The 20,496-nt window shown below is 50.2% G+C and carries 15 protein-coding genes, 1 other RNA gene and 2 pseudogenes; 10 read left to right on the forward strand and 8 right to left on the reverse strand.

Annotated elements, in window-relative coordinates; all coding sequences use genetic code 11:
• Nucleotides 1–13: 13 nt before the first annotated feature.
• The gene (gene hemH / locus LU196_RS03485) at nt 14–976 is read left to right on the forward strand and encodes a ferrochelatase (protein ID WP_232760928.1); all 963 of its coding nucleotides are present in this window, start codon (nt 14–16) and stop codon (nt 974–976) included.
• A gap of 487 nt (nt 977–1,463) precedes the next feature.
• Here the strand turns inward: hemH and LU196_RS03490 are convergent, their stop codons facing one another.
• Complete coding sequence (locus tag LU196_RS03490; protein WP_010434242.1) at nt 1,464–1,682, reverse strand: hypothetical protein; 219 nt, start codon at nt 1,680–1,682, stop codon at nt 1,464–1,466.
• Between the two features lie 300 nt (nt 1,683–1,982).
• Nucleotides 1,983–2,681 (reverse strand): arsenical resistance protein ArsH, encoded by a 699-nt coding sequence (arsH, locus tag LU196_RS03495; protein WP_232760927.1) that lies wholly within the window; start codon nt 2,679–2,681, stop codon nt 1,983–1,985.
• Between the two features lie 85 nt (nt 2,682–2,766).
• On the opposite strand from arsH, the gene LU196_RS03500 reads away from it, so the two are divergent.
• From LU196_RS03500 to arsC, 3 genes are read left to right on the forward strand one after another with little or no spacing between them, the layout of a single operon-like run.
• On the forward strand, nt 2,767–3,087 hold the full coding sequence (locus tag LU196_RS03500; protein WP_232760925.1) for a transcriptional regulator: 321 nt from the start codon (nt 2,767–2,769) through the stop codon (nt 3,085–3,087).
• 44 nt (nt 3,088–3,131) lie between these two features.
• Entirely contained in the window at nt 3,132–4,421 is a 1,290-nt protein-coding gene (locus LU196_RS03505; protein WP_232760969.1) for an arsenic transporter, read from the forward strand.
• 12 nt (nt 4,422–4,433) lie between these two features.
• Entirely contained in the window at nt 4,434–4,859 is a 426-nt protein-coding gene (gene arsC, locus LU196_RS03510) for a glutaredoxin-dependent arsenate reductase (protein WP_024274588.1), read from the forward strand.
• Between the two features lie 303 nt (nt 4,860–5,162).
• On the opposite strand, the gene LU196_RS03515 is transcribed toward arsC, so the two are convergent.
• The 3 genes from LU196_RS03515 to LU196_RS03525 form a co-directional block, all read right to left on the reverse strand.
• Nucleotides 5,163–5,567, reverse strand: coding sequence for an H-NS family nucleoid-associated regulatory protein (locus LU196_RS03515; protein WP_024274587.1), 405 nt, complete (start codon nt 5,565–5,567; stop codon nt 5,163–5,165).
• A 562-nt stretch (nt 5,568–6,129) separates the two neighbouring features.
• Entirely contained in the window at nt 6,130–6,357 is a 228-nt protein-coding gene (locus LU196_RS03520; RefSeq protein ID WP_010434226.1) for a hypothetical protein, read from the reverse strand.
• Between the two features lie 268 nt (nt 6,358–6,625).
• Nucleotides 6,626–6,844: a cold shock domain-containing protein gene (locus tag LU196_RS03525; protein ID WP_142471944.1), complete on the reverse strand. Its 219-nt coding sequence runs from the start codon at nt 6,842–6,844 to the stop codon at nt 6,626–6,628.
• Nucleotides 6,845–7,122: 278 nt separating this feature from the next.
• Here LU196_RS03525 and cspF point away from each other — a divergent pair.
• From cspF to LU196_RS03540, 3 genes and pseudogenes are all read left to right on the forward strand, one after another.
• Nucleotides 7,123–7,335, forward strand: a pseudogene (gene cspF, locus LU196_RS03530) (cold shock-like protein CspF).
• Between the two features lie 81 nt (nt 7,336–7,416).
• Nucleotides 7,417–7,581: a YnfU family zinc-binding protein gene (locus tag LU196_RS03535; RefSeq protein ID WP_255697897.1), complete on the forward strand. Its 165-nt coding sequence runs from the start codon at nt 7,417–7,419 to the stop codon at nt 7,579–7,581.
• 155 nt (nt 7,582–7,736) lie between these two features.
• Entirely contained in the window at nt 7,737–16,319 is an 8,583-nt protein-coding gene (locus tag LU196_RS03540; RefSeq protein WP_232760923.1) for a GH36-type glycosyl hydrolase domain-containing protein, read from the forward strand.
• A 19-nt stretch (nt 16,320–16,338) separates the two neighbouring features.
• On the opposite strand, the gene LU196_RS03545 is transcribed toward LU196_RS03540, so the two are convergent.
• Nucleotides 16,339–16,572, reverse strand: coding sequence for a hypothetical protein (locus LU196_RS03545; protein ID WP_004132711.1), 234 nt, complete (start codon nt 16,570–16,572; stop codon nt 16,339–16,341).
• Nucleotides 16,573–16,725: 153 nt separating this feature from the next.
• Here LU196_RS03545 and LU196_RS20375 point away from each other — a divergent pair, with 153 nt between their 5' ends.
• The 3 genes from LU196_RS20375 (at nt 16,726) to lpxP (ending at nt 18,365) form a co-directional block, all read left to right on the forward strand.
• Nucleotides 16,726–16,902, forward strand: a complete 177-nt coding sequence (locus LU196_RS20375; protein WP_370640959.1) for a YnfU family zinc-binding protein — start codon at nt 16,726–16,728, stop codon at nt 16,900–16,902.
• Nucleotides 16,903–16,981: 79 nt separating this feature from the next.
• A complete protein-coding gene (locus LU196_RS03550; protein ID WP_016247220.1) occupies nt 16,982–17,254 on the forward strand; it encodes a hypothetical protein in 273 nt (90 codons plus the stop codon).
• A 202-nt stretch (nt 17,255–17,456) separates the two neighbouring features.
• On the forward strand, nt 17,457–18,365 hold the full coding sequence (lpxP, locus tag LU196_RS03555) for a kdo(2)-lipid IV(A) palmitoleoyltransferase (protein WP_232760922.1): 909 nt from the start codon (nt 17,457–17,459) through the stop codon (nt 18,363–18,365).
• Nucleotides 18,366–18,629: 264 nt separating this feature from the next.
• Here lpxP and LU196_RS03560 read toward each other — a convergent pair.
• Nucleotides 18,630–19,871, reverse strand: a pseudogene (locus tag LU196_RS03560) (integrase domain-containing protein).
• A 203-nt stretch (nt 19,872–20,074) separates the two neighbouring features.
• Nucleotides 20,075–20,455, reverse strand: a transfer-messenger RNA (tmRNA) gene (gene ssrA, locus LU196_RS03565).
• Between the last annotated feature and the right edge of the window lie 41 nt (nt 20,456–20,496).

The following is a 20,496-nucleotide window of genomic DNA, read 5'->3' on the forward strand; positions in this document are numbered from 1 at the left end:
AAGGTACCGAATAATGACGACGAAACCGGGTGTGTTACTTGTTAACCTTGGAACACCAACCGAACCAACCCCGCAGGCCGTAAAAAAATTCCTGTCCAAGTTTTTGCACGATTACCGGGTCGTGGATCTCCCGCGCATCATTTGGTGCCCAATTCTGCACGGCGCAATCATTCCTCTGCGCGCCAAACGCGTGGCCAAAGCCTACGCCTCGATCTGGATGGACGAAGGCTCCCCGCTGATGGTTTACAGCGTGCGGCAGGCGCGCATGCTGGCGCAAGAGACCGGATTGCCGGTGGCGCTTGGCATGAGCTACGGCGAACCCTCGATTGGCGGTGCGATCGACGAGCTGTTGGCGAAAGGCGTGGATCGCATCATCGTGATCCCGCTCTATCCACAGTTCTCTTCTTCTACGGTGTCTTCGGTGTGGGACAGCGTAAGCCGCCACCTGCAAACCATGAAAAATCGCTACACCCCAGCGATCAGCTTTATTAACGACTACGCCGATCATCCGGCGTATATCGAAGGGTTGCGCGCCTCGGTGGAAGCCTCATTTGCGGCGAACGGCGTGCCGGATGCGCTGCTGGTTTCCTATCACGGTATTCCGGTGCGCTTCGAGAAAGAGGGCGATAACTACCGCGAGCGCTGCGAGTTAACTACCAAGCTGCTGATTGAAGCGCTGAATATGCCGTCGGTGAAGATCATGATGACCTTCCAGTCACGCTTTGGCCGCGAGCCGTGGCTGACGCCGTTCACCGACGAAACCATTCAAGGCCTGCCCGCCCAGGGAATTAAGCGCCTGCAGGTGATCAGCCCCGGTTTCGCCGCCGACTGCCTGGAAACCCTCGAGGAGCTGGACGAGCAGAACCGCGAGTTCTTTATGCACGCGGGCGGAACCTCGTTCCACTATATTCCCGCGCTGAACGACACCCCTGCGCATATTGAACTGCTGCGGCAGCTGGCGGAAGGGGTGAGGTGAGGGGATGTGATGTGATAGCCAATTAAAAGAAGGATGGGTTGAGTCGTCCTGAATAATTGGCTGATGCAGTGTGCGCTGTATAGAGTTAAAACGCCTGCCTGAGAGATCGGGGGGGCGTTTTTTTGTTTTTATTAGTGAGTCGTTTATGAGCTGGCGGAGCCTGAATTGGTTGTGTAATTCATTGAATTAATTTGAATAACTGCTAGTTCAACTTTTCTTAGGGGCCTATTTGGGTGCCTAAAAGTTTTTTCTCCCTTTGATGAGAAAGAGGACGAGATAGGGACTGTGCGTGGTGATATCTAGTTGAGTCGTCACACTGAAAAACAGATTTGACCTGGTAACCATTTCTTGCGCAGCAAACGCGCCGCGCATATACGGTTTGGGCTTACCTTTTATCAAACGCTTAGACTACTATTCGCCTGCGAAATTTTTTGGATAAAAGCCATCATCACCAATGCAGCATCGAAAAATGCTTAATTAAAAATGCTCACGCCTGCATCCCCTTACCCCGTGCCAGGTTAATTCTTTCAACGCATTCCTTAAACGCTTTAAGTTGCTCCGTAGAGAGTTCAGATTCATCAATTTTGACCAGAAGAGCGTTGAGAGAGCGTTCAATATCATTTTTAATTAACCGTAAGCAGATAACCTTAACCCAACGTGGAGAGAGCTTACTGAGGCCAATTGCTCTTGTGATTTGTAATTTCATGCGATGCCTCTCAACCGCCAGTGTGCCGGTTTTCAACCTCGGTTATAACACGCAATGGACAGGACTTCTGTTATTCCTTCGCCTAAAATTTAGCATGAAGCGCTTAGCTTGGGTGCAACCAGGATTTCATTAAACATCAAAATTAGTTTTGCATCATGACGCGCAAGCGCCACGTCATAACCAGAGTGACTAGTTCACCTCAAGGTAGTTTTTCATATTCTGACACAGGATGGGATATCTCCTTTGTGCCATAGTGGATGTTATTAATCTCATGCAGTATGGATTCACGAAAAATATACGTTAAATTTTGTCCTGATTGACACGGGATGAAAGCTCCTGATAGCTCTCTTTTCTCTCGCTGTAACGATCTGCAAGATAACCAGTTTGTCCCTTAAGCAGCACCGTGATTTTAAACAGCTCCTCGGCTACATCGACGATACGGTCATACCATGACGAAGGTTTCATTCGGCCGTTTTCGTCGAACTCTTGCCATGCCTTAGCAATGGAGGACTGGTTGGGGATAGTGAACATCCGCATCCATCGGCCCAGAATGCGCATTTGGTTCACCGCATTAAAGGACTGCGAACCACCGCAGACCTGCATCACTGCAAGTGTCTTGCCCTGCGAAGGACGAACCGCGCCTTCACTTAAGGGTATCCAGTCTATTTGCGCCTTCATCACCGCGCTCATCGTCCCATGCCGCTCAGGGGAACTCCACACCATCCCGTCACACCATCTGACCAGGCCGCGTAGTTCGGTGACCTTAGGGTGCGTGTCTGGCGCATCATCAGGCAGGGGTAAACCAGAGGGGTTAAAGAATTCCACCTCCGCGCCCATTGCAGTCAGAAGACGACCGGCTTCCTCCGCGGCAAAGCGGCTGTAGGAGCGCTCTCTTACTGAGCCATACAGGATAAGAATCCGTGGCGGCTCCTCCAGGTGCAGGCGTTCAGCGATGTGTTGATCAAAGCATTCAGTATTCAGGGCAGGAAATTGTTCCATTATTCTTCTCCGGAGAGAGCAGGTGATTTCAAAGTTAACATATATGATTTATCATATGTATATTCTAAAGGGAACGGAGTGAAAAATGCTACAACCTGTTCAGCTTTTCAAAATCCTGTCGGATGAAACTCGGCTCGCCATCGTCATGCTTCTCCGGGAGTCAGGAGAACTGTGTGTCTGCGATATCTGCGCGGCCATTTCCGAATCTCAGCCCAAAATCTCGCGACATATGGCTATCCTTCGCGAGGCCGGGCTGGTTCTGGACCGTCGTGAAGGCAAATGGATCCACTATCGTCTGTCACCCCACATACCAGCATGGGCCGCTGAAACAATCACGACGTCCTGGCAGTGTATGCGGGAGGATGTGCGTGGATGGCTGGATAAATCAGCCTGCACCTCCTGCTAAGAAAGAAAAACACATTCGAATAATCATATGTAATGGAGTCTGAGATGCTTTTGGCGGGGAGTATTTTTTTACTGACGCTGGTACTGGTGATTTGGCAACCCAGAGGCCTGAGTATTGGCTGGAGCGCGAGTATCGGGGCTGTGCTGGCGCTGGTAACCGGTGTCATCCATATCGCTGATATTCCCGTCGTTTGGAATATCGTCTGGAACGCGACAGCGGCTTTTATTGCGGTCATCATCATCAGCCTGCTGCTCGATGAGTCGGGCTTCTTTGAATGGGCCGCACTGCACGTCTCCCGCTGGGGTAACGGACGTGGCCGCCTTTTGTTTAGCTGGATAGTCTTGCTTGGGGCTGCTGTTGCTACACTGTTTGCCAATGACGGAGCCGCACTGATCCTGACGCCGATCGTAATTGCGATGCTGCTCGCACTGGGATTCAGTCAGGGCACGACACTGGCCTTTGTCATGGCCGCAGGATTTATTGCAGATACGGCCAGCCTGCCTCTCATTGTTTCTAACCTGGTGAATATCGTCTCGGCGGACTTTTTCAGTCTGGGGTTTACGCAGTATGCCTCCGTTATGATCCCCGTAGATGTGGCAGCGATTGCGGCCACGCTGGTCATGCTGCATCTCTTCTTCCGCAGGGACATTCCGGCCACGTATGACGTTTCGCTGCTGAAGACGCCTGCCAGTGTGATAAAGGATCCAGCAACGTTCAGGGCGGGCTGGATTGTCCTGTTATTGCTGCTTGTCGGCTTCTTTATTCTGGAGCCTCTGGGGATCCCGGTCAGTGCGATAGCCGCTACTGGCGCAGCAGTACTGTTTATAGTGGCGAAAAGAGGTCACGCCATCAACACCGGAAAAGTCCTGCGCGGTGCGCCATGGCAGATAGTTATTTTTTCACTGGGCATGTACCTGGTGGTCTATGGTCTGCGCAATGCAGGGCTCACGCAGTATTTGTCAGGCGTGCTAAACCTGCTGGCAGAAAAGGGGTTATGGGCAGCAACGGTCGGCACTGGCTTCCTGACCGCGTTCCTGTCGTCGGTAATGAATAATATGCCGACGGTGCTGATTGGCGCGCTGTCGATTGACGGAAGTACGGCGACTGGTGTCGTCAAAGAGGCAATGATTTATGCCAACGTGATTGGCTGCGATTTAGGCCCGAAAATCACTCCGATTGGCAGTCTGGCAACCCTGCTGTGGCTACATGTGCTGGCACAGAAAAACATGACCATCACCTGGGGATATTACTTCCGCACCGGCATAATCATCACCCTGCCCGTGCTTTTCGTCACTCTGGCTGTGCTGGCGTGGCGGCTCTCTGTCACCTTGTAGCGAGATATTGATATGAGCAATATTACCATCTATCACAACCCGGCCTGTGGCACGTCACGTAACACGCTGGAGATGATCCGCAACAGCGGCAACGAACCGACAATAATTTATTATCTCGATACTCCCCCGACCCGTGATGAGCTTATTAAACTTATTTCAGATATGGGGATTACAGTGCGCGCCTTGCTGCGTAAAAACGCTGAACCTTATGAACGCCTGGGTCTTGATGAAGAGAAATTTAGTGATGAGCAGTTGATTGATTTCATGCTTCAAGATCCAATCCTGATTAATCGGCCGGTAGTCGTTACGCCGCTCGGTACTCGTCTTTGCCGCCCTTCGGAAATAGTGCTGGATATTCTTCCGGAAGGTCAGAAAGGAGCGTTTACCAAAGAGGATGGCGAGAAGGTCATTGACGAAACGGGAAAGCGGGTTAGGTAATCTGTCCACTTCAAGATATCGGACGCCTGTTTAATCTACGAGGGCGTCCGCTTGCCGTTCACTAAAGACCTCCAGCCTACTAACCCCGTCCGCATTATGCTATGAGAGGAAAAACTGTGGTGTTGGCTGCATTACAACTGCGTAATGTCACCATTAATACCTTCTTTACCCAGTTTATAGCGCAACATAATCTCTTCATGAAACACCTTGTTGAAGCCGGTTACGAACCAGATGCTTCTCGACGATCCTCTAAGGATGGTTGTGGGCTATCCGTAAAAAGAGCCGGGTATGCCCGGCTCTTTTTTAGCTGATTTCGAAATCTTTTAATTCTCCACCTTCAGCAATCAGATTTGAGATCCGCTTCGGCATTCGCCCCTGACCTGACCATGTTTTTGACTCTCCAGTTTCGTCAGTATATCGATACTTCGCGGGGCGGGGGGAGCGCGTCCTTTTAGCCTTACCCGGAGAGCCAATAGCAGCTAAAAGTTCGGAGGGGTCGATACCCTCATCAAGCATCATCTGACGAAGTGTTTCCAGTTTATCGCGGCGCTGACTTTCATTTGCAAGACGTAATGTCTCTTCTTCTCGTCGTTCTATAAGAATAATTTTAAATTTTTCCAGAACATCTTCCAGTACATCTAATGACATTTCACGAGTCTGAGAACGTAAGGTACGGATATTGTTTAACTGTGTAAGAGCATCTGACATAAAGAGACCTTTTAAAGTTTTTTCGTTATTCAGCAAATACCAATGTCGACGCTTGCTCATCAACCCGATTTTTCTTACTGAGCATTTTAATCCGATTGGTACATATTGTTATTAACGAGGTTTAGACTACTTATATAAATCTCTTATCTCAAGACAAAATTAAGAAGAATGTGCAAGAACTAAATTACAACTCCTACGAAATGTCCATGCATTTTTGAAGGTACTTAAAACTATGATGCCAGGAGTCATCCGGAGAGCCTTTTTATACCCTCATAACTTATTGCTTTAGTCACACCTGATAAGATTTAAAATGAGGAGAGACAGCGCCGCCACTTAGCAAGGTTTTCACAAATGGCAAGATGGCACGCAGGGGGGAGACACCTGCATTTTGTCAGAGGGTAGCGAATTACTCTCTCTTTATAGAGACGTTTCTAAAAAAGTGTAATGTAAAAAAAAGCCTGCTGTTAGCAGGCCATAAATGCTTTTAACTCATTTTTTGTTCGATTCTGATAAATAGGGTAAGCATGCAATTAAACGTGGAGCAGAGAGCATGACAAAAATTCTATAAATATTTCCTGGCCGCATCAAGTATCTCCTGTGACGTTAACTCCCTGTCAGTAGCCACGTAAACAATACCATGATCGCCAGTTAAGGAAGGAAAACCTGCAGACATAATCCGAAGATGTGTTTCTTCACCGTTTGGATATTCCTGCCTGATAGAGGATATACCTTCCAGAACGGTCATGACTTTACAGGATTCAGCATTAAAGAAAACAAGGACTTTAATCATATTCTATTACCCTGTTCTCTCGTGGATATTAACTGGCAGATGCCATTAAGGTCAAAGCCATTACGCACTTCTTATTTAACATGTGGTTAGCTTGTGCTTTTAGACTTTTTATGCAGTAGTACTGCACTTCATCACATCGCTTAGCATACTCATAATTTTGAAAAATATGCTGATCAGATATTAAGAATAAACGACTTTCATCTGATTTAAGTTATGGATCTGTCTACTCAGGAATAATCCTTCATCGTTATCGCAGACCCACAATGATTTATTTATCGCAAAGTGTTACATTTGCAGCAGCAGGACCCTTGTCTCCGCGGTGAATGGCGAATTCAACTTTCTGACCTTCAAATAAAGTTTTAAAGTTGTCGCCATTAAGTGCAGATAAATGGACAAAGATATCTTTGCTGCCATCAAGAGGAGAGATGAAGCCAAAACCTTTGTCTTCGTTAAACCATTTAATCAGGCCCATAATTCTCGAGGTCATACTGACTCCGTTATACATGATTGTATTGATAGTAAACGTATAAGATTAAACGTATGGACTCAAAAGAGGGGATGTCAACGATAGCGCCTGGTAATGAGAACTGCCCGGAAAATTTCTAACTTTCATTAGTACATCGAACTGATGGGATTCATTAAGACACAGGGAATCGATATAAGCAAATTATCTTTTAGCCGTCCAGAGGTCCTGTAGGGAAAATAAAAGTGGCTGAATGCCATTTTCAATGTATAGTCTTTAAGTGTTTTCAATAAGGAATTGACTTGTCCCATAAAATGACAGGAATTGTCAAAAGCTTTGATATTCTTAGTGGTAAAGGCCTCATCATCCCATCTGATGGACGAAAAGACGTTCTGCTTCACATTTCAGCCGTTAACTCTCGCTAATCAGAATTACTCATCCCTGGAAGCCGCATAGAGTCTTGCCGGATAAACGGTCTCAGGGGGCCTGTGGCTGCGAACATTTATCTTTCCTGATTTTCAGTATGTCAAAATAGATAGATTAAAACTTAACCACATGTGGTACGGTGAAGCTCATTCATTGAAAGGTTAATGGTTATGTCTGTTATCAATTACGCAATGAAATTCTTCAGCAGTGCGTCTACTGCCACTGCTGCCTGTCCTGTTTGTGGCTTAAAATCAGTACAACCGTTGTCAAAAATCCGGCTCAACCAAACCATGCTTTGCCCCGGATGTAAGGCTCTGTTTATCTCCCGAGGCTAGTTCGACCAAAATCGCAGAACAGAGCTCATGTCCTATACTTATGTTAGATTCCGGCAGCTGTTAAATCCCTGATGCCTGACGCCCATCCTGAGAGAACGTTTCTGAACTGATTTCGCAACTGCTCCTGCGCGCTAACGTCGCATCAGAGCAATGCTATGAAAATGATCCCCAGAGCGTGGTTTAACCGCTCCCGTATTCTGATGAATGCTGCCGAAAACATAACGTTTTCGGCGAACGATCCTGCCGGTGAAAGCTCGCCGCGGTCAGAACTCTTTTCGACCGTCCAGATGGAACGCTACGGCCAGAAGCTGGCGCGGACTCATAAAGTATCACCGGATAGGCATCCTTATTATCTTCTGAAACGGCTTGGCGACAATGAGGCCGTCATTACCCAAAACTGCTATGAGCTTAACGCGGGTAAAAAGACCAGTATCATGCCCGCCGGTGAATGGCTGCTGGACAATTATTATCTGATTGAGGAACAAATCCGCACTGTCCGCCAGCATCTGCCGAAAAGCTTTGGCAAAGGTCTTCCGTCGCTGGTATCGCCGTTGAATTGCCCACGAATTTATCATATTGCATCAGAGGCCATTGCTCACGGCGATGGCCGCTGGGATGCCGCCAGCCTGACCAGCTATCTCACTGCCTATCAACAGGTGACGCCGCTGACGCTGGGTGAAGTCTGGGCGTTACCGGGAATGCTGCGCCTTGCGCTGATTGAAAATCTTCGTCGTATCAGTATGGAAGTGATAAAAGCGCAGCAGAACAGAAACCTTGCTGATACGTGGATAACAAGGATTGTCGAATGTGCAGAGAGTGCGCCTGGTGATTTAATCATGGTGGTTGCCGATATGGCGCGCTCCCGACCTCCGTTAACCAGTGCGTTTGTCGCAGAGCTGGTGCGGCGCCTGCAGGGGCATGGCAACGCGCTGTCGTTACCTCTGACCTGGGTTGATCAGTGCCTTCGGGAACAGGGGATCACCACTGACGTTCTCATACATAGTTTCAATCAGCAGCTTGCCGCCAGCCAGCTGTCCGTCAGTAACAGCATCGCGGGCCTGCGTTTATTGAGTGAAACGGACTGGGCTGATTTCGCCGAAACGATAAGCGTTGTCGAACAGGCATTACGCAATGATCCTGCCGGCATCTATCCCCGGATGCATTTCAATACCCGGGATCATTACCGGCACGTAGTTGAGGTTCTGGCCAGAGACAGCGGTCTCAGCGAGCCTGAGGTTGCTGAGAAGGCGCTGGCGTTTTCAGAGGAAAAAGCGCCTGATACACCGGAACATCATGTTGGTTATTATCTTGCGGGCGAAGGTCGACAGGCGCTGGATATTCATCTCCTGGCAGACGCCTCAAGGCTCATACGCTTGCGGCACAGTTTCAACAGAATAACCCTGCTGTCATGGCTTGGAAGCCTGGCGTTGCTGACAACCGCAGCGACCGCAGCAATATTGCACGAAACCGCCATGCAGGGCGCAGACTGGCTATTGATCGCGGTGATATTACCTCTGATTATCGCATTAACTCAGTTAATGAGCGATTTGCTCAGTGATGCAACCACCCGTTTTCGCGTTCCTCGACCCTTGCCGGGGATGGATTTTTCAGCCGGTATTCCCGCTGACAGTGCCACCATGTTAGTCATTCCCTGCATGTTGACCAGCCACGAAAGTTTCAGCCAGCTCCTCACCAGTCTTGAAGTCTGCTGGTTGGGGAATGAAAACGAAAATCTCAGGTTCGCGCTGCTCACTGATTTTGCTGATTCTGAAAATGAACCCTCGCCGGAAAGTCACGCACTGCTCAGACAGGCTATCGCCGATACGCAGGCGCTTAATCGCCGCTACCCCTCCGGCCGACCACGTTTTTATCTGTTACATCGCCAGCCTGAATGGAACCCCTCGGAAGGCGCGTGGATGGGCTATGAACGCAAGCGGGGAAAACTGGCGTTACTGAACAGCTGGTTGCGCCATCCCGGAACGCAATTCGTCAGCGTTGCAGAGATGCCTGCCCACCTTTTACCGGGTCACATAAAATACGTCATTACCCTGGACAGCGATACGGTGCTCCCGCGCGATACGGCACACAAACTCGTCGCGACGATGGCGCATCCGCTGAATACGCCTGAGTATGATCCGGTACGCCAGAGGGTTGTCAAAGGATTCGGTATTTTACAGCCCGGTCTTGCGGAGGAGATACCACGCAACGGTCAGGGGCGTTACGCAGCCCTGCGCAGCAGCGTACCGGGCAATAACCCTTATTCGATGATGTCTTCGGATATTTATCAGGATCTCTTTGGGGAAGGCTCGTTTGTGGGCAAAGGGATTTACGATGTTGATATTTTTATGCAGGCCACTACGAACATCTGCCCGGAAAATCTGGTACTCAGCCACGATCTGCTTGAAGGATGCTATGCACGTTCGGGTCTGCTGAGCGAGGTGTTACTGTACGAACAGTACCCTAATAATTATCTGTCGGATGTTGCACGACGTTCACGCTGGATCCGGGGTGACTGGCAACTGCTTAACTGGCTAAAACCACGCGTCAGAAAAGCCGATGGAACCCGGGTCAGGAATCCGCTGACCGCGCTTTCTTACTGGAAATTACTCGATAATCTACGTCGCAGTCTGGTCGCCCCCTCCTTACTGATATTGCTGTTCTTCACTCTGCTTTGGGTACCCAATCCGGTTTACTGGCTGGGCATACTGTTGCTGATATGGTTGTTGCCAGCCATCCTCTGCATTAGCCACGACCTTCTGCATAAACCTCTGCGTCGCCGCGTGAAGTCGCATCTGTTACTGGTGGGGGCGGGCGCGCTAAAGCGTCTGTCAGGTATCAGCCTTAATTTTGCGATACTGCCGCACGAAGCCGGATATTCGCTGAAAGCGATCGCCGTGACGCTATGGCGACTGGGGATAAGCAGGCGTCACCTCAGCCAGTGGGTCAGCCACAGCCAGGACAGCAGTCAGGCCAGACCCACTGTTGCACGTTTTTATCAGGCGATGTGGCTGAACGCTGCCGGTGGCGTGGCGCTGACAATACTGACCGGACAATTTGCCCCACAGCTGCTGGGGATTGCGTTACCGATCGGTTTGGTATGGTGTGTGGCACCGCTGCTGATGAGCTGGCTGAGTCGCCAGCCCGTGCGAAAGGTTTTTTCGCCTAATCAGGAACAAAAACAGCTGTTACGCCAGACAAGCCGTGAAATCTGGGCTTTTTTTGAAACATTTGCCACAGCAAAAGAGAACTGGCTTCCGCCTGATAATTATCAGGAAATACCACAACCGACGGTGGCACACCGAACTTCTCCTACCAATATTGGTCTTTCACTTATGGCTAACCTGACGGCATGGGACTTTGGCTACCTGCCTGGCGGAGAGGTGCTCCGGCGCGTGTCGCTCACGCTCGACACGATGGATAAAATGGAGCACTACCGGGGCCATCTCTACAACTGGTATGACACCCGTACGCTGGTCCCCCTCAGTCCACGCTATATCTCCAGCGTCGACAGCGGCAATATGGCCGGGCATTTATTGACCCTGCGTGCAGGCCTGTCCGCCATGCGTCATCAGCCTGTTTTAAGCAACCAACAGATACTGGCAGGACTGAACGATACGCTGGATATTCTGGAAAAACAGTGGGGTAAGAACCCACCTGACAGCCTGAGACTGCTGCACAAGCATTGCCTGAACGCGGTGTCGCTCTCTCCGCAGGCGCTTTTCAGCGAACTGAAAAGCATGCGCACCCAGTGCAACCATCTGACCAGCGCATGTCATCAGGGATCTCCTCTTCAGATGCGCTGGGCTGGACATCTGGAGCATCAACTGGTTCAGCTTTGCCATGAGTGGTCTCTGTTGCTTGGCTGGTTGCCTGCATCCTGGAATGAACAGACGCTGCCGACGCTGAGCGAGCTTGCCCGTCCGACATTAACCGGTACAGGAACGCCTCCGGCGTCAGTGGCGGAGCAGGCCCGAATGCGACTCAATATTATCACCGAGCTGGAACAGCGGCTGGATGAGCATGCCCGGATGGATTTCGCCTTTCTGTACAGTGAAGCAACCAGTCTGCTCAGCGTCGGTTATAACTGTGACACCAATATGCCTGACAAGAGCCACTACGATCTCCTGCCGTCTGAAATCCGCCTGACCAGTTTTCTTGCCATTGCGACTAATCAGCTGCCTCTTAAAAGCTGGTACGCGCTGGGTCGATTGTTTACCACGATTGATAATGAAACTGCCCTGATGTCATGGAGCGGATCCATGTTTGAATATCTGATGCCGAATCTGGTGATGCCCACCTGGCCCGGCAGCCTGCTCGATGAAATGAGTCAGTCGGCGGTTATGCGCCAGATTCACTGGGGGAAAGAACGCGGGGTACCATGGGGTGTTTCAGAATCTGGCTATCATGCTTTTGATGTTCAGCATAATTATCAGTATCAGGCATTTGGCGTACCGGGGCTCGGTCTACGCAGGGGACTTGCCGATGACATGGTTGTCGCTCCTTACGCCACGCTGCTGGGGCTGATGGTTTCACCGCAGAAAGCTTGTGAGAACCTGTTCAGGCTGCAAAAAAATGGTGCATGCGGAGAATACGGTTTTTATGAAGCGCTGGACTATACCCCCTCACGTCTTGCAACCGGTCAGCTCTATGCGGTGGTACAGTCCTGGATGGCGCATCACCAGGGTATGGCATTTCAGGCGCTGGCTCATGTGCTGCTTGATGCCCCCATGACTGAACGCTTTATGTCCAGTACGGTATTCCGGTCAGCGAGTCTGCTGTTACAGGAGCGCGTGCCGGATGCGGTCGATCTGTACAGTCCGCGCCGTCATTTTGAATCTCATGAGGGCATGGTCAAACCCGTTCGCTATGAACCCCGTATTTTCTATAGCGTGGATACCCCCGCCCCGGATATTCAACTCCTGTCCAACGGCCATTATCATCTGATGTTGACCGCGGGCGGCGGCGGTTACAGTCGCTGGAATGATATTGCACTAACGCGCTGGCGCAGTGATACCACCCGTGATAACTGGGGAGCATTCTGCTACATCCGCGATACCCAGACGGGAGATGTGTGGAGCAATACCTGGCAACCAACAGGCTACACCAGCGGACAAGACGAGGAAGTGTTGTTCACCGATGCGGGGGCAGAATTCAGACGCAGCTTAGGGGGACTCAGCGTCAAAACTCAGGTGGTGATCTCTCCGGAGGATGATGTTGAATTGCGACGGCTCACACTGATTCATCGTGGTCGCAAGCCTCGCTCTCTGGAGCTGACAACCTATGCTGAAGTGGTACTGGCACCTGATGCCAGCGATCTGGCACACCCGGCATTCAGCAATTTGTTTATTCAGACTGAGCTGGCTCCTGAGCGTGACGCTATTCTTTGCCACCGGCGGCCGCGCTCACCGGATGAACCGGGCCCTTGCCTGTTTCACATGATGGTGGTGCACGGCGATAACCGACATAACGTGTCGTTTGAAACGGACAGGGCAAGGTTTATTGGACGTGGCAGAAACCCTGCGAATGCACAGGCAATAGAGACGGGAGGGATGCTAGGCAACACGTCGGGCTCGGTGCTGGATCCGATACTGGCAATTCGCAACGCCATTATTCTGCAGCCGGGGCAGCCGGTTACGATTGATATCATTTATGGCATCAGCGAGACCCGTCAGCAGAGCTTGGCGTTGCTGGAGAAATATCGCGATTACCCTATCGCCGATCGCGTCTTTGAACTGGCCTGGTCTCACAGTCTGGTGGTATTGCGCCAGATGAACGCCAGTGAAGATGATGCCACGTTGTTCAATAGTCTCGCCAGCGCTGTGCTTTACCCTGTCCAGGAGCTGCGCGCCGAAGGCCAGGCGATCGGCCGCAACCGGCGTGGCCAGTCCGGACTGTGGGGCTGGGCAATTTCAGGGGATCTGCCGATAGTGCTGCTGAGTATAACCAGCGAGGAAAGTATCACCTCAGTGACCACACTGATTCAGGCACACCGTTACTGGAGACAGAAAGGGCTGGATGTTGATTTAGTTATCCTGAATAACAGCCCCGGCGGCTACCAGCAGGGATTACAAAATCAGATTATGGAGTTAATTTATGCCGGGTCTGAAGCCAGTCTGCTGGATAAAAAGGGCGGGCTTTTTGTCCGCAACGGTGAGCATCTCTCCGCTGAGGATAAGTTGCTTTTGATGAGCGTGGCCTGTCTTTATCTTGATGACCGCGCAGGGGGGATTAATGAGCAGCTTAACCAGCGTATTCATACCCTGAAATCGCCGGCAAGGGCATTCATTCCGCGTGCTGTGCGCGAGCGTAATCAACATACGGACTGGAGCCCTGATACCAGTCAGTTATGCCATTTCAATGGGTACGGTGGATTTTCTCAGGATGGGCGGGAGTATCAGATCGTCCTTCGGGAAAATGCGCTTACACCGGCTCCCTGGTCGAACATACTGGCAAATTCTCGTTTTGGCAGTGTGATCTCAGAGGCAGGGCAGGCCTATACCTGGTATGAGAATGCCCATGAATACCGGTTGACGCCGTGGGAGAACGATCCGGTGAGCGATCGCAGCGGCGAGGCATTTTACCTGCGCGATGAAGAGAGCGGGGAGTGCTGGTCGCCGACGGCTTTACCTGTTCGCGGACACGGTGATTACCTGACCCGCCATGGTTTTGGCTACAGCGTTTTTGCCCATCGTGAGAGTGGTATAGACAGCGAGTTGACGGTCCTGGTTGCTGAAGAAGATCCGGTTAAACTGGTGCTCCTGACGCTCAGTAACTCTTCGGGACGGACACGTCAACTTTCCGTCACAGGCTATGTAGAGTGGACGCTCGGAGAAACACGAACGCGCTCAGCCCCTCACATTGTGACACATGTGGCCAGAACGCCCGGCGGCTGCGGGATACTTGCGAATAACTTTTATGGTGATAATGGTGGCGGCCGAACTGCATTTTTTGCCGTCAGCGGTAATGACTGTTCTCTGACAGGGGACCGCCGGGAGTTTATTGGCCGTAATGGTTCCCTTCACGCCCCTTCGGCTATGAAACTGCAAAAGCTTTCTGGTAAGACGGGGGCCGGTCTGGATCCCTGCGGAGCGGTGCAATCGGCGGTTACATTAATTGACGGGGACCAGAGGACGTTTATTTTTATCCTCGGCGCAGAGGAGAATGATGTTTGTGCTCAGGAGACGCTGGCCCGCTACATGAACGAGGATACGGTCCGCCAGGAGCTGAACCGGATTCATAATCACTGGCACAATGTTCTCGATAAAATCGTAGTTAACACCCCCGACACGTCCGTAAATTTACTGGTTAATGGCTGGCTGTTGTATCAGACGGTCGCCTGCCGTCTTATGGCCCGGAGTGGCTACTATCAGTCTGGCGGTGCATTTGGTTTTCGCGATCAGCTGCAGGATACGCTGGCTCTGAGCCACGCTGCTCCGGACCGGATGCGTGAACAGATAATACTCTGTGCATCACGGCAGTTTATCGAGGGGGATGTGCAGCACTGGTGGCACCCGCCACACGGCAACGGTGTGCGTACCCGCTGTTCCGATGACTATCTTTGGCTGCCGCTTGCTGTTTGCCACTATGTTGAAACGACGGGGGATATGGATGCACTGGAAATATGTATTCCTTATCTGGAGGGACGCTCGCTTCAGCCTGGTGAAGAGTCTGTCTATGACACGCCGGTCATCAGCGGCACCGAAGAGACACTCTGGTTACACTGCGTCAAAGCTATTCACTATGGACTTCGCTTCGGGGAGCATGGCCTGCCGCTGATGGGGGCTGGTGACTGGAATGACGGGATGAACCGGGTGGGTATCGAAGGCAAAGGTGAAAGCGTCTGGCTGGGCTTCTTCCTGTACGACATTTTGCAGCGGTTTGCAGCGCTGGCGGAGCGCAGGCTGGATGAAAGCGTCGCCGCGATGTGCCGTTCACAGGCTCTGCGCCTGCAAAGTAATCTCGAAGCCCACGCCTGGGATGGGGAATGGTACCGGCGCGGGTATTTTGACGATGGTACTCCCCTGGGATCGAAAACCTCACAGGACTGCCGGATTGATGCGATTGCGCAGAGCTGGTCTGTATTGTCCGGCGCCGCGAGCCCGGGACGGTGCGCAAAGGCCATGCAGGCGCTGGATAAGCACCTTGTGGATAACGAAGGAGGGCTGATCAAACTGTTAACGCCTCCTTTCGACGGACACGGTCCAAATCCGGGCTACATACAGGGGTACCTGCCCGGCGTGCGGGAAAACGGAGGGCAGTATACGCATGGCGCCATCTGGGCAGTGATGGCCTTTGCCCGAATGGGGAATGCCGAACGAGCCTGGCAACTCTGGTCAATGCTCAGTCCTATAAATCATACCCTGAATGCGGACTCTGTCGGGATTTATAAAGCTGAGCCTTATGTCATGAGTGCTGATGTCTACAGCGTCGCTCCCCATACCGGACGTGCAGGGTGGAGCTGGTATACCGGTTCCGCAGGCTGGGCCTGGCGTTTACTTACCGAGGAATTACTGGGGATAAAACGTTCCGGCACTGACTTTAGTGTTCATGCCAGGTTACCGGATGAGTGGTCGTCTTTTTCTATGGCATATCAATATGGTGAAAGCCATTATCAGATTAGTGTTTCACGCGGCGATGCAGAATATTGCGTGACGCTGGATGGCGTTCTCCTCCCTGATGACAGAATACCGCTGAAGGATGATGGACAAAACCATACGGTTGAGATCATTCAGAACTGACACTGATCCCGGAGGTGCATTAACGTCTGCCGTTAATGCGCTGATTATCCCTGAGAACATCAATCGCAGTCTGCATGGCGATTTTGTCATCCCGCCTTTTTTGTTTGTCCTGCATGACCTGAAGGTATTCCAGCAAGGTGCGGGTATTAATCGGTCGGCCCTGTTTACCCACAGCCAGCACGGCTTCGCCAAGAATAATTTTCACAGGCGGTAGTTGTGCCGGATACCAGTCAAGGGTGTCTTCTGATTTCATCTTAAATTTCTCACGGAAGGGTAGTGTATCATAAATAAGACGTTCAATTTTCAATATCTGATATCCTGATTCAGACACAACTTAACATAACTTATGCCAGTTATTTTTATATTAAAGCGTATAATAATTACTGTATTCCTCAGGGAATTATTTATGCCTTATACAAATAGGCTCAGGTATTTTAAAGAAAGACCGGTTCATGTTGCCTGCTCGGTATGTGCACACAGAGCCGATCAGAAAGCAGGTAAACTAAGAAAAGATGCGGTTCTTGAGTGCCTTGCCTGCCGACTGTTGTTCAGACCTTCAGAATGCTGGTGTATCGGCGGCTGATCAACTTCTGCCACTTAACGTCAGTGATGTCGGAAAATGACAACATTCCTCCTGTACTGCTGTTGTCGAGGGTATGATAATGAAATCTAAAAAATCTGTTTTTATTGAAGGGCATATCATGTCGAACAGCTGTCACGGACAGCCTGGCCAACCTTTCTGTATTCACCGGGTCAGGTTTAGTAATGGTAAATATGCGATTATTCGGGTGGCATCCGGGATATGTTTCAAACCAGGCGAAATTATTCAACGAAACGATTGTGAGTGGTTTTATAAACTTACCAAAATTCGGCTTCTTTCTTTTGAGTACCTTGATGATGATGAATCAAGAAGACAATTCCTTGAGTATCAATGATAAAACCATGGATTTATAACAGAATAAATTTGCTGGCTTACAATTCACCCCTGGCTCTTTAAATTATTCACCAGTCATTGGAAAATATTTTTTCCTGAATTTAGATGGATTTAAATTATCTAAAACAAAATGTATCGCTAAAGACGAATTGCCTCATTGTTTTCCTTTTGCGTTATAACCTTCATTAGCATTAAGGAAATTTATGGCACAGACTTTTACTCATAATTTACTTCATCCTCGCCACTGGCTTACCTGGTCTGGTTTGGGTCTGCTGTGGCTTCTCGTTCAACTTCCTTACCCGTTTTTACATACTCTGGGCTCTGGCCTTGGAAAAATATCCAGACCCTTTCTGAAACGCCGGGAACGGATTGCGATTAGAAATATCGAACTGTGCTTTCCCGAGATGACACCGTTTGCCCGGAGCCAGATGGTCAATAAAAACTTTGTTTCTCTCGGGCTGGGACTGATGGAAACAGGAATGGCCTGGTTCTGGAGCGATGCGAGAGTCAAAAAATGGTTTGATGTCGAAGGGCTTGAAAACCTGACCGGTGCGACGAGAGGAGTAATGGTTGTCGGGATTCATTTTATGTCCCTTGAGTTGTGTGGAAGAGTTATGGGGTTATGCCATCCTATGATGGCAACATATCGCCCACACAATGATCCATTGATGGAATGGGTACAGACAAAAGGGCGTATGCGTTCAAATAAGGCTATGATTAATCGACGTAATTTATCAGGTTTTGTTCATGCGCTAAAAGCAGGTGAAGCCGTTTGGTTTGCACCAGACCAGGATTATGGGTCTAAAGGAAGCGTTTTTGCACCTTTTTTCTCGGTAAAAAAAGCAGCCACGACGAACGGAACGTATGCTCTGTCAAAACTCGCTGGTGCACACTTGATCACACTTAGCATGATTCGACGTAGCGATAAAAAAGGTTATCACATGTATATCAGCAATCCGTTGTCAGGCTATCCAGGGGAAGACAAGATCGCCGCAGCGGCTTATATGAACAAGATCATCGAGCGTGAAATTCTCCGTGCCCCTGAGCAATACCTGTGGATGCATCGCAGGTTCAAAACGCGTCCTGAAGGCGAAGTCTCTTTATACAAATGAACCACTCTACTTGTCATGAGCCAGAATCTGTCTTTCTTGCCACTGCGTATTTGTAAAAATACGATAAGGAATTTTCGATCGGATTCATGTTAACGATGGCTTGACTGACAGCCAAGGTTAATCAATTGAACTGGTTCGGATTTGAAGGTCCGTTTTTCGCTAAAAGCAGACTGTCAGATTTGATAGTCTGCTGCCAAATAAAACTGTCAGGTCAAGTCTGAGCTAATACAGATAAAGCACCTATGGCTGGCGCTTTTAACTATGTCATCCGACAAGCCTTATACCTCGAATACCATCTCCAAGCATATTTCCACGATCCGCAGCCATTACAAAATCAGCCCACCACTTCATCATCGGGCGGCGCTGCTCAAGGTAATCGCTTCGGTTATAGGCTCGACGTACTTCATTCTTGTCAACATGGGCAAGCGCAGCCTCAATCACATCGGGTGGAAAGCCTTGCTCATTAAGAGCAGTGCTTGCGATAGATCGCAGACCATGTGACACGAGGATACCGCCGAACCCCACCCTCTTAAGCGAAGCATTTACCGTTTGGCTGTTCATTGGCTGAGTGGGCTTCAAACGACTTGGAAAAATGAATTCCCGGTTGCCACTTAACGGTTTCATCATCTCTAATACAGCAATTGCTTCATCTGACAATGGGACGGTATGGTCACGGTTCATTTTCATACGTGATGCAGGGATCTTCCACTCTCGCGAATCCATGTCTATCTCTTCCCAACGAGCCTCTGCCGCTTCGGCAGGGCGGGTTATGGTAAGAAGTTGCCACATGAACAGGCAGCGTGTGGAAAGGCTAATGCTGGCCGTTCGCATCGTCTGCATTAACTGAGGCAGCTGATCCGGACGAATACTGGGCATGTTTTTCTTCTGCGGCTTCTCGAATGCCTTGCCAATATTGACACTGGGAACAGCATCAATCAGGCCCGTGTTTTGGGCATAGATCATGACCTCATTGATGCGTTGGCAAAGGCGACGAACAGTTTCCAGTGCACCTCTGGCCTGTACCGGTTGCACGGCCTGAACCAGCATATGAGCTTTGATATCTGTAACGCTGACGTCACCAATCGCAGGAAAAACATCTCTTTCCAGAGATCGCCAAATGTCCGCTGCATAGTCCTCGGTCACGCTGGCTTTCTTCACATTCCACCAACGTTCTGCCACGAGTTGGAAAGTATTAGTTTTGGCTTCAAGCAAACTACGCAGTTGTTCTTGCTGATGTTCCTGGGGATCGATTTGTTTCACAAGGAGAGAACGGGATTCTGCCCGATAGCTTCGAGCATCGGCAAGCGTAACTGACGGGTAGGGGCCAATGCTCTTTTTCGCTCACTTCTTGGTCACGGGGCGAATGTAGCGAAATTGCCAGATTTTACTCCCGCTGGATTTGATCAGTAGCTCAAGGCCATCGCCATCATAGAGCACATAGTCCGCTTCCTTGGGTTTGGCAGATTCGATTTCCTTAACGGAGAGAGGTTTGGTTTGTCTTGCCATTGCCAGATTTCCATAGTTTTAGGCACCTCAAAACAATATAGCTTTATGAGGTGCCTAACAAGGTGCCTAAAAGGTTCGGATTTAATTAGTTCTCTTCGGACTTCGCGGGACAAATTGAGGGCACAAAAAAGCCCGCAGGGCTTGCGCCGTGCGGGCTCTTAGGACTTCATCGGATGACTCTGGTAATCACCGATGGAGAATTTTGGTGGAGCTGGCGGGAGTTGAACCCGCGTCCGAAATTCCTACATCCTCGGCACTACATGCTTAGTCGGTCTTTACATTCGCCTGGCAGCTGCGGACAGACACGCCACTGACAGACTAGCCTGATTGGATTTAACGCTTCAGCCCCAGGCTAGGCATCCACGCGATCTCTTTTGGGTTTGACCTCTCTTGATCCCCGTCCTAAGAGCGGAGGCTAGGGAGAGAGGACACCTTCAGTTTCTTAGGCTGATTAAGCTGCGATTGCAGCAGGTGCGTAGTTTTCGTCGTTTGCGACTATTTTTTTGCGGCTTTTTTACGAGGCCAACCGCACCTCGGCATGCACCTTGGGTTTCGCGAATCCCGTCGAGTCCAGAATCAGCCCCAAGACTTCTAATACTAGCTAAAAATCAGCTGAGAATCCAGT

The organism is Pantoea sp. Mb-10, assembly GCF_021272205.1.
Taxonomy (GTDB): domain Bacteria; phylum Pseudomonadota; class Gammaproteobacteria; order Enterobacterales; family Enterobacteriaceae; genus Pantoea.

Coding starts and splice junctions, on each gene's coding strand:
- hemH (WP_232760928.1), top strand. CDS start 14: ATGACGACGAAACCGGGTGTGTTACTTGTTAACCTTGGAACACCAACC.
- LU196_RS03490 (WP_010434242.1), bottom strand. CDS start 1,682: ATGAAATTACAAATCACAAGAGCAATTGGCCTCAGTAAGCTCTCTCCA.
- arsH (WP_232760927.1), bottom strand. CDS start 2,681: ATGGAACAATTTCCTGCCCTGAATACTGAATGCTTTGATCAACACATC.
- LU196_RS03500 (WP_232760925.1), top strand. CDS start 2,767: ATGCTACAACCTGTTCAGCTTTTCAAAATCCTGTCGGATGAAACTCGG.
- LU196_RS03505 (WP_232760969.1), top strand. CDS start 3,132: ATGCTTTTGGCGGGGAGTATTTTTTTACTGACGCTGGTACTGGTGATT.
- arsC (WP_024274588.1), top strand. CDS start 4,434: ATGAGCAATATTACCATCTATCACAACCCGGCCTGTGGCACGTCACGT.
- LU196_RS03515 (WP_024274587.1), bottom strand. CDS start 5,567: ATGTCAGATGCTCTTACACAGTTAAACAATATCCGTACCTTACGTTCT.
- LU196_RS03520 (WP_010434226.1), bottom strand. CDS start 6,357: ATGATTAAAGTCCTTGTTTTCTTTAATGCTGAATCCTGTAAAGTCATG.
- LU196_RS03525 (WP_142471944.1), bottom strand. CDS start 6,844: ATGACCTCGAGAATTATGGGCCTGATTAAATGGTTTAACGAAGACAAA.
- LU196_RS03535 (WP_255697897.1), top strand. CDS start 7,417: ATGTCTGTTATCAATTACGCAATGAAATTCTTCAGCAGTGCGTCTACT.
- LU196_RS03540 (WP_232760923.1), top strand. CDS start 7,737: ATGAAAATGATCCCCAGAGCGTGGTTTAACCGCTCCCGTATTCTGATG.
- LU196_RS03545 (WP_004132711.1), bottom strand. CDS start 16,572: ATGAAATCAGAAGACACCCTTGACTGGTATCCGGCACAACTACCGCCT.
- LU196_RS20375 (WP_370640959.1), top strand. CDS start 16,726: ATGCCTTATACAAATAGGCTCAGGTATTTTAAAGAAAGACCGGTTCAT.
- LU196_RS03550 (WP_016247220.1), top strand. CDS start 16,982: ATGAAATCTAAAAAATCTGTTTTTATTGAAGGGCATATCATGTCGAAC.
- lpxP (WP_232760922.1), top strand. CDS start 17,457: ATGGCACAGACTTTTACTCATAATTTACTTCATCCTCGCCACTGGCTT.